A 16,220-nucleotide genomic window follows, 5' to 3' on the forward strand; every position below is an offset into this window, starting at 1 on the left:
GCATTGCCCTGGCTATACCCCAGATCGACAGCCGTGAAACCATGCAGGGGCACATAGGCGCTGTTGGCACCGTCGGCCTCCACGCAGGCGAATTGCTGCATTGGCGCTTTGCTGCGGTTGCTTCGAAACTTGGCCTTGCGCCGCATCCAGTTGGCGCACTCCCTGGCAACCGCCTTCTGTGTGAGTTGGTTGCGCAATTGGATTTCAAACTCGCTGCCATACAGGCTGCGCTCCCGATCAAGCTTAGGAATATGGAATTCCCTGCGCTCTTTACGGATTTTGTCTGTGACTTCGTCGGCAACAAAAGTGGGAGAGGTGAAGATGAAGTCCAATTCGTCGATCTTTTCCAGTTCGGACTTCAAGGCCTCATAGGCATACATCGAAAAGCACGAGGCTGCGATCTTCAACCGCGCCCCTGGCCGAATGGTTTGCTTGAGGTCATCACCCAGCAAGCGGCTGATGTTGTCGATTAGTTCCATCGTGCTTCCCTTACACTCGCTTGATCCATTTCGCACCTCGCCCCTTGCCAGTCGATTCGATCAATCCCTCTGATTTCATCGCCCGCAACACCAATCGCACCATGTCCCGACTCACACCCGGGCAGGCTTCTTCAATCTCGGAAATCGAAAACGGCAGAGTGCGTCCCAGGACTTCTGCCCGCACCCGGTCACCTTTGCTGCCACGTCCCCGCTCGATGGTGCCGACACGCTCCTCGAACTCGCGGTAGGCCCGTAGTAATGCCCCCCAGAAGTAGTCGAGCCAGGGTTTGACGTCATGCTGCCCCTGATGCCAACCTTGCGAACTAGCTTCCAGAGTCTCGTAATAGCCTTCCTTGGTTTCCTCGAAGATTCGTTCCAAGCTGATGTAGCGGCCCACTGCGTAATCGAAGTGGTAAAGCAACAGCAAGGTCAACAAGCGGGACATACGGCCGTTACCATCCGGGAAGGGATGGATGCACAGGAAGTCGAGCATTGCCAGTGGCACCAGCACCAGCGGGTCGGCCAGGTGCTGATCCAGTGCGGTAACGTAGTACCTAGTCAGATCGGCCATCGCCATCGGCGTCAGGTGCGCAGCAACTGGCTGGAAGCGCAGACGCGAGGTGCCGTCCGGGTAGCGTTCAATGATGTCGTTGTTGGTGGCTTTCCAGCGCCCGCCAACCTGCGGCATGTAGCGGTACAGCATGGTATGTAATTGGAGCACCACACCTTCATTGAAAGGCATGTGCACGGCGGACTCGTGGATCAACGCCAAGGCGTCGCGGTAGCCGGCGATCTCCTGTTCGGAACGGCTCTTCGGTGTCGCATTGCGGATGACCAGGGACTTCAGCCGTGAGGGAGCCACGACAACGCCTTCCAGGCGGTTGGACGACTCTGTGGATTCGACTACCGCGATCTGGCGTAGGCCTTTTAGGGCTTCAGGCGACTGTGCGGCATAGAGCTGCTGCTTACCCCGATACTCGCCCAGTGAGCGCAACGTGGCAGCCTGGGTGCCATCGAAGCGAAGTGCAGCAAGGTACTCGGTTGTGAGCGAGTGCATGAAAATGTAATCCCAGGCCATCTAAATGGGGGAAATGATAGCCTTTAAATGGGGCAGTGTGTCGCAGAATACCTCATTTTATCGTTTAGCTACCCCATTTCCTGAACGTATGGCCGGCCGTGAGAGGTCGGCATGGCTGACCAGGAGTGGAACGGAGGACATATGAATCTCAAAGAAAATAGGCAATAAAAACGAAACTACCCTATTTATTCCATTGATTACCCTATTCCCTGCATCCAACCTTCGGCAAAAGCAAATATCCACCAAGAGCTACCAAACACCCCTGCGTTTCAAAAAATCGTCAAACGTTGAGCAGACGTTAACAAAACCCTTTAGGCCGCAGCATCCCCTTATTTTCCGGCGCATGAAAAATGCGGACTCCCCTTTCGAAAAGGCCGCATCCTCACCACACTCCCACAGGCGGCATAGCGCCTGCGGGGAAATACGCTGTTACTGCTTGGCGGCTGTGCTGCCCGCATCCGCCGTCTGCTTCGGCAGATCCTTGCGCACCTTGGCGACATCGCTTGCGCTCACGGCGCCGGCGTTGTTACCCCAGCTGCTGCGGATGAAGGTGACGATTTCCGCCACTTCCTGGTCCGACAGACGGCTGCCGAAAGCCGGCATCGCAAACTGCGTGGGCGCCTTGTGGGTCCATGGCATCTCTCCCCCCGCCAGCACAATCTTGATCAGCGAGGCCGGGTTGCTGGCGTTCACCGTCGCACTTTGCGCCAGGGTCGGGAAGGTTTCCGTCCAGCCCTTGCCGCTGCTGCGGTGGCAAGCGGCGCAGTTGTTGAGGAAACCCATCGCGCCAGGGCTCTGGTCGGATCCCTTGCGCAACGCCTGGTGCGTCTTGTCGTCATACGCCAGCGGCGCCACGCCATCCTTGACCGGCTTAAGCGACTTGAGGTACTTGGCCATCGCCGTCAAGTCTTCGTCGGTCATGTACTGCGTGCTGTTGGCGACCACGTCGGCCATGCCGCCGAAAGCCGCGGAGTGGCTGTTGCGGCCGGTCTTCAGGAATACGGCGATGTCTTGCTCGCTCCAGCTGCCCAGGCCGTCGCGCGCGTCGCCGCGCAGGTTGTTGGCCAGATAGCCCTCAACCACGCCGCCCGACAGGAACTGCGTGCTGTCGTCGGTCAGCGCCTTCTCCTGCATGCCGATGCCGCGCGGTGTGTGGCAGGCGCCGCAGTGGCCCAGGCCTTCGACCAGGTACTTGCCACGCACAATCGGGCTGTTGTCGTCAGCGCCATCCGCTACGACGTTCGGTGCGAACACCTTGCGCCAGATCGACAGCGGCCAGCGCATCGACAACGGCCAGACGATATCGACGCCGCGGTTGGGCGTCGGATCGGCCTGCACGCCGTTCATGAAGTAGGCATACAGCGCCTTGACATCGGCCGGCTTGACCTTGGCGTAGGACGGATACGGCATGGCCGGATACAGCGACGCGCCATCCTTGCGGATGCCGTGGCGCAGGGCCTTGTCGAAATCGTCCTCGGTGTAGCTGCCGATGCCGTGGTCCTTGTCGGGCGTGATGTTGGACGAGTACACGGTGCCGATCGGCGTCGCCATCGGCAAGCCGCCGGCGAAGGGCTTGCCGCCCTTTGCGGTGTGGCAGGCCACACAGTCGCCGGCCTTGGCCAGGTACTCGCCGCGCTTGACCAACTGCTGGTCTACCGGAGCGTTTTGTGCCGAGGCTGCAGCCGTGGACAGCGTCATGACTGCCGCGCAGGCGGCGATGAAATAGTGCTTGATCATGGTCGTTATCCTTATGCCTGAACCAGCGGACCTGGGTTTTTCAGATACTGCTCACGGATGGCCTTGGCGGAGTAGTACGCCAGCGCCGTGACCAGGCCGGTCGGGTTGTAGCCCATGTTCTGCGGGAACGCCGAAGCGCCGTAGACGAACACGTTGGGGACATCCCAGCTTTGCAGATACTTGTTGACCACGCTGTTCTTGGGCGTAGTGCCCATGATTGCGCCGCCGGTCAGGTGGGTTGACTGGTACGCACGGGTGTCCCATGACGAGCCGGTCTTGCGTACGGCCTTGACGACCTTCTCCGGGTTCATCGCCTGGCCGACCTTTTCCATCTGGTCGGCGATATAGGTCAGCATCTTGCCTTCGTTTTCCTTCCAGTTCAGCGTCATGCGCAAGAGCGGCTGGCCATTGGCGTCCTTGTAGGTCGGATCCAGCGACAGGTAGCAATCGCGGTAAGCCATCACCGAACCGGACATGCCGATGGTAAGGGTGCGCTGGTAGGCGTCCTGCACGCTGCCCTTCCATTCCGAACCCCAGTTGGGCACCTTCTCTCCCGGCATGGTGCCGGTCTGCTTGATCGGACGGCCGCCGTAGCGCACGTGACGGATCGAAGCGCCGCCGATGAAGCCCAGCGGACCGTGGTCGAACTGGTCGGCGTTCAGGTCATCCATGCCGACGCCGCCGGCGCCGGTGCCGATGAACGGGTTGAACTGGGTGCCCTTGGGCATGACCACGTTGATGCCGCCGTTGTACTGGTAGGCGAAGTTCTTGCCCACCACGCCTTCGCCGGTAACCGGGTCATACGGCTTGCCGATGCCCGACAGCAGCAGCAGGCGCACGTTGTGCGTCTGGAATGCGGTCAACAGCACCAGGTCGGCCGGCTGCTCGACCTCGCGGCCTTGCGAGTCGATATAGGTGACGCCGGTAGCGCGCTTGCCGGAAGCATCCAGGTTGACCTTGATCACCTGTGCCTTGGTGCGCAGCTCGAAGTTCTTCCTCTTCAGCAGCACCGGCAGGATGGTGGTCTGCGGCGAGGCCTTGGAGTACATATAGCAACCGTAGTTTTCGCAGAAGCCGCAATAGTTGCAGGGGCCGATGCGTACGCCATAGGGGTTGGTGAACGGTTCGGAGGCGTTGGCCGCGGGCGCCGGGTAAGGATGGTAGCCGACATCGCGCATGGCCTTCTCGACCAGCGATGCACTGTATTGATATTGCAGCGGCTTGGTCGGGAATTCGTCGCTGCGCGCGCCTTCCAGCGGGTTGCCGCCTTCGACGATCTTGCCGTTGATGTTACCGGCCTTGCCGGACACGGCCATCACTTTTTCCGAGAAGTCGTAGAACGGCTCCAGTTCCTTGTAGGTGACGCCATGGTCCTGGATGGTCATGTCTTCAGGGATGAATTTCTTGCCGTACTTCTGTTCGTGGTGGCTGCGCATTTCCAGCTCTTCCGGCAGGTTGCGGTACATCATGCCGTTCCAGTGGAAACCGGCGCCGCCGACGCCGTCGCCCAGCAGGAAGGAGCCGTGCTGGCGATACGGCACAGCCACGTCGGCAACCCCGTGGCGGATGGTCACGGTCTCGCGCGAGAGATCCTGGAACAGCGCGCCGCGCACCGAATACTTGAGCTCGTCGACCGCCTTCGGATAGGGGGTATCGGTATTGGTGTCGCGCATGTCGCCGCGTTCCAGCGCCAGCACGTTCAGACCGGCTTCGGTCAGTTCCATCCCCATGATGGAGCCGGTCCAGCCCAAGCCCACCATCACCACATCTACTTTGTCTTTTTTGATAGCCATGATCAGCCCTTTTCTCCCAGAATCGACACAGGGCCGTATGGATATTTCACGTTGTACTGGTCGACCCAATCCAGATAATCGGCGCGTGCGCCGGGGAAGCCGACCATCTTCCAGCCGCCCATCTTCTGGTTGCCGCCATACATCGGATCGGCGAAATAGCCTTCCTTGGTGTTACCCAGCATGAAGCTGAAGAAGGTCTTGGCCGGGACGGTATCGAAGTGGATCTTGCCGCCTTCCATGTCCTTGAGCACTTCGACCTGCAGCTTCTTGTCCAGCTCGGCAAACACCTTGCCGTGGGTCTTGGTGCACCAGTCATTGGCGGCAGCGATGCCCTGGCGATAGATATCGCGCGGCACCAGCGAGAGCTGGTAACCCAATTCGGGCGCCTGGTCGGTATGGAACGGGCCTTGCATGTACCACAGCTTGCCTGCGCCATAGGGCGTTTCCATCTGGCGGTCGATGAATTCGGGCACGCCGGTTTCGAGCGCGCCGGCGCCGTACTGGTCGGAAGGAATCAGGTGGTCGACCGCGGCATTGATGAATGCCCATTCGGCCGCGTTGAAGTAGGTCGGGGTATAAGCGCGCGGCTTGCCCGGTTCGGAGTTGTCGGCGATGGCCGGCTGGCTGACTGCGACTGCGGTGGCGCCACCTAGCGTACTCGCTGCTGGGACGATCGCCAGTACCTGACGCAGGAAGCGCCGCCTCTGCTCTTTATCTTGTGACATGACTTTCCTTTGGACTGTGGTTTGAGGAGAGAAGTACTACCGGGCACTCTTCCATTTGCAAACGTCGGAATGAACACGTCCCGGCGGCTGCGAATGGCAGTTGCCTCTTGTAGCGCCACGGCTCGGGCCGGCAAAGCCGGAGCGATGGCGCTGTTTGGTTTGCGATCGTGGTATCGCGCGAAAAGCTGTGCACTTGGCTTGCTGGTTTCGTCATGAAAACAACTGGCTGAAAAAGCAGGGAAACCGGTTACGTATGTCGAACCGGTTTCAACATCGATACTTTTAAGCGAACAACTCGCCGAAGAAACTCTTCAGCGCCACCGAGGCACGCTCGGCGGTCTGGCGGTGATAAAAGAAACCCGGATTGTTGGCATCCGGGTCGGTGAATGAATGGCCGGCCTGGCCATAATTGACCAGTTGCCAGTCGATCTTGGCGGCGCTCATCTCATCGATGAAGCCATTGACCTGTTCACGCGGGACGGAGGGGTCCTGCACGCCGTGCAGCACCAGCACCGCGCCCTTGATCTTGCTGGCGTCGGGCGCCGGGGTCTCCAAGGCGCCATGCAGCGACACGGTGCCGCGCACGTCGGCGCCGGAGCGCGCCAGTTCCAGCGCCGCGGTACCGCCGAAGCAGAAACCGCAGGCGCCGAACTTACCGGCGGCGATCTTGATTTTCTGTTGATTGCGGAAGACATCCAGCGCAGCGTTCATGCGCTCGCGCAGTTCGGCACGATCCTTCTTGAGCGGGATGATGGCCGCCAATGCCTCGTCGGGATTGGCCGGCCGCACATTCTTGCCGTAGACATCGGCCACGAACACGGCATGGGCCGCACCGATCGTGGCGGCTGCGATTTCCAGCGCCTGCTGGCGCACACCGAAATAATTGGGCACAGCCAGCACGCCCGTGGCGGGAGGTGCGGCCTTGTTGAAGAGGAGGATACTTTCGTATTCGACGCCATCGGTCGAATGGGGAATCACTTCGATAGCGAGGTCGGCAACGGCAATACCGAATTTCTCGGCAATTGCGGCTGCATTCCAGGACTGGGGCATGCTGTAGCTCCTTTGATGGCAGTGGCCGGCGGCATGGCCGCGGCGCGGAGGAAACTTATTGATTTATTGGCGCGGCAACAAGCACAAAAGATACAAATTCTCTTGCGCATTGCTTGCTATGTTCGCACAAACAATGCAACTCTGCAGGAGGTCATACCAGTTGTCGCAAAGAAAATGCGATAACCATCCATACATTCCTCCTACATCTCCCTGCCGGCAAAGGCGTTCGCCCGTTTTTTTACTGCGAGCAACAAATACCGGCCATCACTACAGATCCTGACCACACTTTCGGTCATCTGCCCCGTCTTTGTCAAACGGATCAAACCCTGAACAATCCGCGCACCTTCCCGCAGGAGTCCAGCGAGCGCAGACGTTCCAGCCAGCCGCCGGCCTGCACCAGGCCGGCGAAACGCAGGCAACCCCGGAATTTGGCATCGACCTCCTCCGCACTCAGCGGATAACGCGCGGCGCCACGCGCAAAATCGCGGAAGGCCTGCACTATCCTGCCGTCGCGCAATGCGATGCTGACTTGCGCCCCCTCCGGCGCAGCCGCCCGGTGGCCCGGATCTTCCCAGTACGCGCCGCTCGTCATGCCGACCTTTGCCATCAATTCCCGCAGGCGCGGGGCTGCCAGCGCCGGAGCCGAGAGATGCTCCAGCCCGACCGTGCCATGCAACAGCGAAACAGCCACCGCGAACGGCATGCTGAACTGCGCCTGCTGCGGGGTGGCCGGGTCATCATGGATCAGGTTGGCGATGACGATGGGCGGCACGTCGCAGGTAATTGCCGCAATCTCGCCGGCATCGATCGCATGCGCCTGCACCAGCGCCATGACCGCATCGACCGCCGCATGCGAAGACAGGCAGACCGGGATGCGCTTGATGTCCACGCCGGGACTTTGCAGCGCCCAGCGCGTCCCCAGCATCTCAACAGCCTGCGCATCCCAACGGCCGCCATTGAACAGCCGCGCGAAACCGTTGCGATGCTCAATGGCATCGATGGGGCCGCTGGCGCCGAGCTGCGCCATGAAAACGGCAGTCACGCCGGCCTCCGCCGCGCGCCCGGCCAGGAATGCCTTGGCATCGGTGCCGAAACAAGCCTTGATGCCGGCCGCCCCGGTCACCGCCAGCCCCAGTGCCGCTGCGGTTTGACGTTCATCCAGCCGAAGCAGCCGCGCCGCGGCCGCGCACGCCCCCACCGGCCCCAGCACGCCGGTCGTCCACCAGCCCTGGTCGTACAGCACATTGGCGCTGGCCAGGCCCAGCGCATATTCGCACTCGGCGCCGGCCACGAAGGCGCCCACCAGTTCGCTGCCATCGGCATCGGCATGCTGGGCCGCCGCCAGCGCGGCCGGGGCGATCACTGCCGAGCCGTGTACGAAACCGGCATAACAGTTATCGTCGAAATCCAGCGCATGGGCCGCCACGCCGTTGGCAAAGGCAGCATGCCTGGCATCGGCCTGCACATCCGTGCCGATAACGCTGCACATGCCATCGGCGCCGCCCATGCCGGCCAGCGCACGCGCATGGCCCGCAACCCTGGTGGCCGAACCGGCGGCGATCACGCCGATGGTATCGATCAGGCAATGTTGTGCGACGCTACGAATCCCGGCAGGAATGTCGCCATCGTCAAGCTGCACGATCCACCGGCTCATTGCCGTGATCGCACTGCGTTCTGTTCCCTGCCCTGTTTTTTCCTTCACGGATGCTCCTCCTGAAATAAAAACGGCCGGCCCCGTCGGCGGCCGGCCGTTGTGCATCACGGACGCATGTTCAGTCCGGCAATTGGCCGGCCGGTGCGCCCAGCCAGGTCTGCGAGAACTTGTCGATGGTACCGTCGGCACGCGCTTCGCGGATGATCATATTGATCTTCGCCAGCAAGGTCGATTCGCCCTTGGGCATGGCGACATAGCATGGCGCGTTAGCCAGGATCACCTTCAGCTCCATGTCGAGCGAAGGGTTCATCTTTTGCAGCGCGGCGGCGACCGTGGTTCCCGTAGCGAACATCTGGGTCTGTCCGGCCAGGAAGGAAGACAGCGTCGAGTTGTTGTCTTCGAAGCGCTTGACCACCGCGCCCGGCGCCATCTGTTCCAGCTCCTGGTCTTGCATCGAACCGCGGGTGACCGAGATGGTCTTACCGTTGAGTTCGGCGAAGCTGCTGGCCTTCACACTCTTGCTGCCGAACACCGCGTCGAAGAACGGCGCATAGGCGATGCTGAAATCGACCACCTTGGCGCGCTCGGCAGTCTTGCCCAGCGAAGAGATGGTGATGTCGGCCTTGTTGGTTTGCAGGTAGGCGATGCGATTGGGCGCCGTCACCGGAACCAGGTTGACCTTGACGCCCAGTTTCTTGCCGATCAGGTTGGCCATGTCGATGTCATAGCCGCGCGGCTGCATGTCGGTGCTGACCGAACCGTAGGGAGGGTAGTCGGTGGGTACGGCCACGCGTATCGACTTGCGCGACATGATGGTCTGGTACAGGTCATCGGCCAGGGCGTTGGCCGACGAGAGGCAGGCGGCTGCCGCGGTGAGGCCGATCAGGGCGAGTAGCGGGCGGCGTTTCATGGGTGGTCCTTTCTGAAGATATGGCTCAATGCGAGGTACGCGGTGCAAGGCGTACCGGCGTGTTTCGAGAAATCCCGGCGCCTGTTGCGGCGCCATTTTTGTCAGCCGCATGTCTCGTGCATGCGCCGCTCCGGTAAATCTGTATTGGTCGATGCCGCGAGGCGGCCTTCATGCCACCTTTATGCGCCGCGCTTGGCGCGCGTTCCCGTCGCAGCTTTGCCGGACGCATTAGCGCGCGGCTCCAGCGCCGGTGCGGCGTCAGCCTGCATGCCCCACCATTCCCCCACGCCCCACAGTTTCTTTTCCGTGTCGGCGATCTGCGATTTGATGTTGATCCGGGAAGTGGCCGCCATCAGCGCCACCAGGATTTCCGCCACCAGGAAGGCCGGCAGCAGCGTGTCGAAAAACGAAGGCCCCTTGTTGGGCACCAGGATGCTTTCGGTGGCGATGCGCGCCAGCGGCGAACTGGCGCTGTCGGTGATCACCACCAGTTTGACCCCAGCCTTTTCCAGATGCGTGGCAATCGACATGGCGCGGCGCGAGTGCGGCGCCATGCTGCAGATCAACGCCACATCGCGCGACGAAGGCTGGTGCATGATCTTCATGATCCCGCTCTCGCCGGCGCCATCCACCAGCGTGACGTTGCGCGCGAAGTATTCGCATACGTGGGCAAACTGGAAAGCCACCGGGAAGGAACCGCGCAAGCCGAGGCAAAAGATCTCGCGCGCGGACGACAGCAGCTTGGCTGCGCGCACGATGGACGACATGGTTTCGCCGGTACACAGCGACTGGATCTGGGCCGTGGCGTTATGGGCCAGGTCCATCGCCAGGGCTGCTTCACCGATGCGCTGGTTCAGCTCGACCAGCCCCTGGGCGCGCACGCCGAACTCATTGCCGCGGGCACGCAGGCTGCTCTTGAAGACATCGCGGATGGCGTCATAGCCGTCCAGCCCCAGCGCCTTGGCAAAACGCGTCATGGTCGACGGCGGCACTTCGGCCAGCCGCGCCTGTTCGCGCATGGACAACACCGCCACTTCGTGCGGATTGTCCAGCACGAAGGCCGCTACCTGGCGTGCCTGGCGCGGCAGGCTGTCGAAGCGTTCCTTGATGAGGGCGGTCAGCGATGGCTGGTTCACGATATGTTGGCGGCTGGCTGGATGATGCCAACGGTTGAGCAACATATGTGCCAATCGATCCGGCAAACGGTTCGAACGAACCATTTCCATGGATGCGAAACATTCCCTGCGATCCGCCTGCGTGAGCGATTGTCTGGCTAACTCACCCAACCCTTTCGGCACAAACGGTGCAAAAACGGCCGGTGCGATGTTTCATCGCCGGCATGCCAACGCCAAGCCGGCATGGCCTGGCGCCGGGAAAACGCCCCAGCATGGTTAGCCGCGCTGCCGGGTGCGCCCCATTTTGGCGTGTGCAGGGAGGAACGGATTACTCGGCAGCAATGCCGCCTGCAGGGCGCGCGTGGAATTCCTTGAGGATGGCAAGGAACAGGTCGGCGCGATGGGTGGACGGACGAACCGGATCGGTCACCGCGCAGATGGTGTGGTGGAAGGTCGGGCTGCCCCGGCGTGCGCGCAACGCGTAGCGCTTGCCGATCAGTTGCACATAGTGCGTAGGGAGCAAGCCGACATAGTCGCCGGTCGCCACCAGCAGCGCGATGGCCTCCAGCCCGCCGGCATCGGGCCCGCGCACGTAGCCGCCCCCTGCCAGCACCGCTTCCACATAAGGATGCGAGCGATGCACCAGCGGCAACTCCCTGGCGGCGCCGCGCCCGGACTTGCCTTCCCGTCCCTCTTTGCGAATGGCGCCGTAGATGCGGTGGCTTTCGGCGAACAGCGGCAGGTAATCGAATTCATCGTCGCCGGGGTAACGTCCGCGGATGGCGATGTCGACGCGATGCTCGCGCAGTGCCTGGTTGAGTTCAGGGAAAGTCATCACCTCGATGCGCGGCTGCACGTTGGGCGCACGCCGCTTGAGCATGGCGATCGCCTGCGGCAGCTTGCAGTCCGGATGGCCCAGCGCATGCTCGACCACGCCCAACGCCAGCGGTCCTGACAGCACGCCATGCACGGCATCGATCTCGGGCCGGATGCGCTCCAGCGAGCGCAGCGCGCTGGTGGCCAGCTTGACCGCCACCTCGCCCTCCGGCGTCAGCCTGAAACCGGCCGGGCCGCGCTCGCACAGGCGCACGCCGAGACGCTCCTCGACCTCGCGCACGTGGCGGCTGATGGAGGCCTTGGACATATGCAGCAACTTTTCAGCCGCAGAGAAACCGCCCGCCTCGGCAACGTTGCAGAACACCCGCAGCGAACGCAAATCGCGCTCATCCAGATCGAGTCGGAGCATGGGCTTGGCTTTTCACAAAGTCTCGAAAAATGGAACTATACCTCCAAAAGAATCATTTTTTATTCGCCATCGCAATCGCTACAGTGCATTCGAAACGGCACGCTGCAACGCCCGCCTTCCTCGATTTCCCTGCAAGGATGCCAGCCATGGAACAACTCACCATCCCGCCGCGAACCGGCCACAAGACCCTGCTTTACTCGGAACCGGTCACCGACTTCACCGATCTGAAGTGCGATATCGCCGTGCTGGGCATGCCCTTCGGCGCCGCCTACAGCCCGCGCCAGTACAGCAACGACCAGACCAATGCGCCGCAGGCGCTGCGCGACCTGAGCGACCGCATGGTGCGCCACCCCACGCATTACGACTTCGACATCGACGGCCCGCTGCTGCAGGAACGCGACGACATCCGCTTCGTCGACTGCGGCGACGTCATGCCCGACCTGAACGATCCCGAAGCGCACAAGCGCCGCGCCGAAACCGCCATCCGCAAGATCGTGCGCGGCGGCGGCATGCCCATCGTGCTGGGCGGCGACCACGGCATCACCAACCCGGTGCTGCGCGGCTTCGATGAAGTCGGCCCGGTGACGCTGGTGCACATCGATGCCCACCTGGACTGGCGCGATGAAGTCAACGGCGTGCGCGACGGCCTTTCCAGCGTGATCCGCCGCGCCTCCGAACTGCCATTCATCAAGCACATCGTGCAGATCGGCCTGCGTGCGCAAGGCAGCGGCCGGCCGGCCGACTACCGCGCCGCCAGGGAATGGGGCTCCGACCTGGTCAGCGCCTACGAATTGCACGACATCGGCATGGACGCGGTGCTGGCGCGCATTCCCGACGGCGGCAACTACTACCTGACCATCGACGCCGATGGCCTCGATTGCGCCATCATGCCGGCCGTGGACGGCCCGGCGCCCGGCGGCGTGACCTTCCTGCAGGCACGCAAGCTGATCCACGGCCTGGTCAAGAAGGGCCGCGTCGTGGGTATGGATATCGTCGAGATCCAGCCAGCCAAGGACAACGCCAGCAAGATCAGCTGCGTGACCGCCGGCCGCCTGATCGTGAACCTCATCGGCGCTTCCATCCGCGCCGGATATTTCGACAAGAAGTAACCCCTCCTCCACTCACCCACGGGACCAGACATGGCACACACGCGTATCCGCAAGTTCAACACCAAGGAAACCTATCCGGAACAGAAGATCGACAACGACCTCTGCCAGGCCGTCGTCGCGCGCGGCACCACGGTGTTCCTGCGCGGCCAGATCGGCCAGGACCTGGATACCTCCGAGAGCGTCTGCATCGGCGACGTCAAGGGCCAGACCGAACAGGCGATGAAGAATATCGACATGCTGCTCAAGGAAGCCGGCAGCAAGCTGGAGCACATCTGCAAGGTCACCATCTACATCTCCGACCCGCGCTTTCGCGAAGACGTCTACGTGGTGGTCGGCAAGTGGCTGAAAGGGGTGTTCCCGGTCTCGACCGGCATCGTGGTAACCGCCTTCGCCCGGCCGGAATACCTGGTGGAAGTCGATGCCACGGCAGTGATCCCGGATTAAGCAAACATGGCAACGGCACAGCAACGGCCAAGGCTCTCCGCCAGCGGCGGGATGAATGCAATTTCATCCGCCGGCTTCGGCTTGCCGCGTTCGTTCATCGTGCAGGCATTGCGCCGCGAGCTGATCAGGATAAGTGGCCTGGCCGATGACTGCTGCACCGCGATGCGGGCCGGAGAAGCAGGCAATTTCCTTGCGCTGGATGGGCAGCCGGACTACAACGCTCCGGATTTCGCTCTGCGGCTGTCGTTTCCGGATGCCCATGGCCGTCGCATGCAAAGGCTGGTGGAGTTTGAAGTCGACATCCTGATGCAGCAGTACCGCGTGCACCTCGGCCCGCGCAGTTTCAACATCGCTTTCCTGCCCGCGCTGGACCAGGCCGCCCTGGCCGCCGCCGCACGGGCAGTCATGCAGGAAGCCCTGTCACCCGCGGGCACAGGGCCGATCCTCGCATAACCGTCTCTGGTAAGTCGCTGTACTTCAGGCCGCATCGGTGATGCGGCCTTTTTTTGCGCACATGCAACATCAAAAGGGATTGTCTGAACGCCCGCGAAGCGGACGCCTCGCGGAAAAAAGAGAAGCGCCGCTGCCGGCCACAGCGTCACTTTTCGCGCTTATCCGGGTCCATCGGGGAAAGGCCGGAGTACAGGCTGCAGGATTGCGGCTGGCCGCGGTGCGAGCCGGTAGTGAGGTCGCCCGAATCGTTCAGGTAATCGACCAGCTTGCGATAGAGCTTTGCGAAGTATTTCATGATACGCCCCCATTCTCGGCACTTGGATTGCTACGAACACCGCCTGATCTTCGCTGGACAGGCTGCGACGATACCGTCGCCCTCTTTAAAATTATTTATATCATTTATTCTATGCCTCGACATCACGTCCGTCCACCAGGAAATTCCCCAGAAACGCTCCACTGTTGCCATAAACCCTCATTTCCTGCCTACCAGGAAAGCCCCGCGTAGCGCGGCTCACGCCTGGTTCGGCGAGTCGGCCGCGCCGGAATGCGCCAGCAGCCAGTGGCGGAAAGCCAGCATCGCAGGCGTCTCCTGCTTCGATTTCAGGCGTGTCAGCCAATAGGCGCCGGCGCCGATAGACGTTTCAAACGGACAGACCAGCCTGCCCTGTTGCAATTCCCGCTCAAACATGAGGATCGGCAACAAGGCCACGCCCGCCTGCTGCGCAGCCGCCTCGGCCATGGTCAGCGAAGAGTCGAAGACGAAGCCGCGTATCGCTGGGCATACAGCGCCTGCTGCGGCGAACCACTCGCTCCATTCATCGCTGCGGTAAGAGCGCAGCAGGGTTTCTCCCGCCAAATCGGCGGGACGCCGCAGGCGGGCGGCGATCTCGGGAGAACACATCGGCGTCAGCGGCGCACTGAACAAACGTTCAGCATCGGTCCCGTGCCAAGCACCATCGCCAAAGCGGATCGCGTAATCCAGGCCTTCGCCGGCGAGGTCGACGCGGTTATTGTTGGTCAGCAGCCGCAGGTCGACAAAGGGATAGGTCTGCTGGAATTCGCGCAGGCGCGGCATCAGCCAACCGACTGCAAAGGTGCCGACCACCCCCAGCGTCAGCACTTCGCGCTTGCGGCCGTTCTCGAACTGCGCCAGCACGGTGCCGATGCGGCCGAAGGATTCCGCCAGCACCGGCAACAGCGCCAGCCCCTCGTCAGTCAGCGCAAGGCCGCGCGGCAAGCGGCGAAACAGCGCGACCCCAAGGCGCTCCTCCAGGTTCTTGACCTGCATGCTGACCGCGGTCTGGGTCACGTTCAGCTCATCGGCGGCGCGTGTGAAACTCAGCTGGCGGGCCGAGGCTTCGAAGGCGCGCAAAGCATTCAGGGGCAAATACATGATGTCTCCATGACCAAGTTTTTCTAATGCCTAATGCCAATTATCGTGAATTGTGGGCCTTCACACCACTACCTATCATCTTGGCTCGCACATCAACAATAGCAAGGAGAACTCATGCTGGACAGACGTAATTTCCTGACACTGGCAGGCCTGGCGGCAAGCGGCTGGCTAACTGATGCCCTGGCGGCACAAGGATCGAACGCAAGTAAACCTGATGGATCGGGCACATTCGTCCAGAAAATGGCGAAGCTGGAAAGCGGCGTCGGCGGCCGCCTCGGGGTCTCCATCCTGGACACCGCCAAAGGCCGCCAATGGGGCTACCGCGCCGACGAGCGCTTCCCGATGTGCAGCACCTTCAAGTTCCTGGCCACGGCTGCGGTCTTGAAGCGCGTCGACCAGGGCGAGGAGCGCCTGGAACGCCGCATCGTCTACACCAAAAAATCCCTGGTGCCCTACTCGCCCACCACCGGCAAGCACACCGGCGGCAACGGCTTATCGATGTCCCAATTATGCGAAGCGGCCATGACGCTCTCCGACAACACTGCCGCCAACCTGATGCTGGAAAGCCTGGGCGGCCCGGCCGGCCTGACCGCTTTCATCCGCTCGCTGGGCGACGACATGACCCGGCTGGACCGCAACGAGCCCACGCTCAACGAATCCCTCCCCGGCGATCCGCGCGACACCACGACACCGGCGGCAATGGTTGCCGACCTGCGCAAGATCGTGCTGGGCAACGCCCTCAACCCGGCCTCGCGCACGCTGATCACGCAATGGCTGCTGGACAACCAGACCGGCACAAAACGTGTCCGGGCGGGATTGCCCAAAGGCTGGAAGGTAGGCGACAAGACCGGCACCGGAAGCCACGGCAGCACCAATACCGTAGGCGTCGCCTGGACACCGCAGGGTGTGCCGCTGCTGTTCGCGGTTTACCTCACCGAGACCGACGCCGATGAAGCAAAGCGCAACGGCCTCCATGCGGCGGTTGGCAGGCTGATTGCCGAGGAGATGGCCTGAGAACCTGTTCACGATCTCCT

General features: G+C 62.0%; 15 protein-coding genes and 1 pseudogene. 4 read left to right on the plus strand and 12 right to left on the minus strand.

The genetic code is table 11. The features are described 5' to 3' along the window. The 10 genes and pseudogenes from AKL28_RS21390 to AKL28_RS21435 form a co-directional block, all read right to left on the minus strand. Nucleotides 1-479 (minus strand): annotated as a pseudogene (locus AKL28_RS21390) (ATP-dependent helicase); the annotation flags it as partial. Between the two features lie 10 nt (nucleotides 480-489). After that, nucleotides 490-1,536 (minus strand): Fic family protein, encoded by a 1,047-nt coding sequence (locus AKL28_RS21395; protein WP_050470354.1) that lies wholly within the window; start codon nucleotides 1,534-1,536, stop codon nucleotides 490-492. Between the two features lie 450 nt (nucleotides 1,537-1,986). Next, nucleotides 1,987-3,294 carry a cytochrome c gene (locus AKL28_RS21400; RefSeq protein WP_050470341.1) on the minus strand — a complete coding sequence of 436 codons (1,308 nt, stop codon included), beginning with the start codon at nucleotides 3,292-3,294 and terminating at the stop codon, nucleotides 1,987-1,989. 11 nt (nucleotides 3,295-3,305) lie between these two features. Beyond that, complete coding sequence (locus tag AKL28_RS21405) at nucleotides 3,306-5,087, minus strand: GMC family oxidoreductase (protein ID WP_050470342.1); 1,782 nt, start codon at nucleotides 5,085-5,087, stop codon at nucleotides 3,306-3,308. 2 nt (nucleotides 5,088-5,089) lie between these two features. Continuing rightward, nucleotides 5,090-5,812, minus strand: coding sequence for a gluconate 2-dehydrogenase subunit 3 family protein (locus AKL28_RS21410; RefSeq protein WP_050470343.1), 723 nt, complete (start codon nucleotides 5,810-5,812; stop codon nucleotides 5,090-5,092). A gap of 282 nt (nucleotides 5,813-6,094) precedes the next feature. Continuing rightward, nucleotides 6,095-6,862 carry a dienelactone hydrolase family protein gene (locus tag AKL28_RS21415; RefSeq protein WP_050470344.1) on the minus strand — a complete coding sequence of 256 codons (768 nt, stop codon included), beginning with the start codon at nucleotides 6,860-6,862 and terminating at the stop codon, nucleotides 6,095-6,097. A gap of 319 nt (nucleotides 6,863-7,181) precedes the next feature. Further along, entirely contained in the window at nucleotides 7,182-8,564 is a 1,383-nt protein-coding gene (locus tag AKL28_RS21420) for an MmgE/PrpD family protein (protein WP_231602596.1), read from the minus strand. Nucleotides 8,565-8,634: 70 nt separating this feature from the next. Then, nucleotides 8,635-9,426: a transporter substrate-binding domain-containing protein gene (locus tag AKL28_RS21425; protein WP_050470346.1), complete on the minus strand. Its 792-nt coding sequence runs from the start codon at nucleotides 9,424-9,426 to the stop codon at nucleotides 8,635-8,637. Nucleotides 9,427-9,605: 179 nt separating this feature from the next. Next, on the minus strand, nucleotides 9,606-10,562 hold the full coding sequence (locus tag AKL28_RS21430; RefSeq protein WP_050470355.1) for a MurR/RpiR family transcriptional regulator: 957 nt from the start codon (nucleotides 10,560-10,562) through the stop codon (nucleotides 9,606-9,608). 307 nt (nucleotides 10,563-10,869) lie between these two features. Next, nucleotides 10,870-11,787, minus strand: coding sequence for a LysR family transcriptional regulator (locus tag AKL28_RS21435; RefSeq protein WP_050470347.1), 918 nt, complete (start codon nucleotides 11,785-11,787; stop codon nucleotides 10,870-10,872). Nucleotides 11,788-11,933: 146 nt separating this feature from the next. On the opposite strand from AKL28_RS21435, the gene AKL28_RS21440 reads away from it, so the two are divergent. Genes AKL28_RS21440 through AKL28_RS21450 form a run of 3 tightly spaced genes read left to right on the plus strand, consistent with a single transcriptional unit; the run spans nucleotide 11,934 to nucleotide 13,793 of the window. Then, nucleotides 11,934-12,896 carry an agmatinase gene (locus tag AKL28_RS21440; RefSeq protein ID WP_050470348.1) on the plus strand — a complete coding sequence of 321 codons (963 nt, stop codon included), beginning with the start codon at nucleotides 11,934-11,936 and terminating at the stop codon, nucleotides 12,894-12,896. 30 nt (nucleotides 12,897-12,926) lie between these two features. After that, on the plus strand, nucleotides 12,927-13,340 hold the full coding sequence (locus AKL28_RS21445; RefSeq protein WP_050470349.1) for a RidA family protein: 414 nt from the start codon (nucleotides 12,927-12,929) through the stop codon (nucleotides 13,338-13,340). Between the two features lie 51 nt (nucleotides 13,341-13,391). After that, entirely contained in the window at nucleotides 13,392-13,793 is a 402-nt protein-coding gene (locus AKL28_RS21450) for a hypothetical protein (protein WP_050470350.1), read from the plus strand. A gap of 145 nt (nucleotides 13,794-13,938) precedes the next feature. Here AKL28_RS21450 and AKL28_RS24895 read toward each other — a convergent pair whose 3' ends face one another. Then, nucleotides 13,939-14,088 carry a hypothetical protein gene (locus AKL28_RS24895; RefSeq protein WP_169801828.1) on the minus strand — a complete coding sequence of 50 codons (150 nt, stop codon included), beginning with the start codon at nucleotides 14,086-14,088 and terminating at the stop codon, nucleotides 13,939-13,941. Between the two features lie 216 nt (nucleotides 14,089-14,304). Further along, the gene (locus AKL28_RS21455) at nucleotides 14,305-15,186 is read right to left on the minus strand and encodes a LysR family transcriptional regulator (protein ID WP_050470351.1); all 882 of its coding nucleotides are present in this window, start codon (nucleotides 15,184-15,186) and stop codon (nucleotides 14,305-14,307) included. A gap of 117 nt (nucleotides 15,187-15,303) precedes the next feature. Between AKL28_RS21455 and bla the strand changes: the two genes are divergently transcribed. Further along, entirely contained in the window at nucleotides 15,304-16,200 is an 897-nt protein-coding gene (gene bla / locus AKL28_RS21460; protein WP_414735708.1) for a class A beta-lactamase, read from the plus strand. The last annotated feature ends 20 nt before the right edge of the window (nucleotides 16,201-16,220 follow it).

It is taken from the genome of Herbaspirillum chlorophenolicum, from assembly GCF_001189955.1.
Lineage (GTDB): Bacteria > Pseudomonadota > Gammaproteobacteria > Burkholderiales > Burkholderiaceae_D > Herbaspirillum > Herbaspirillum chlorophenolicum.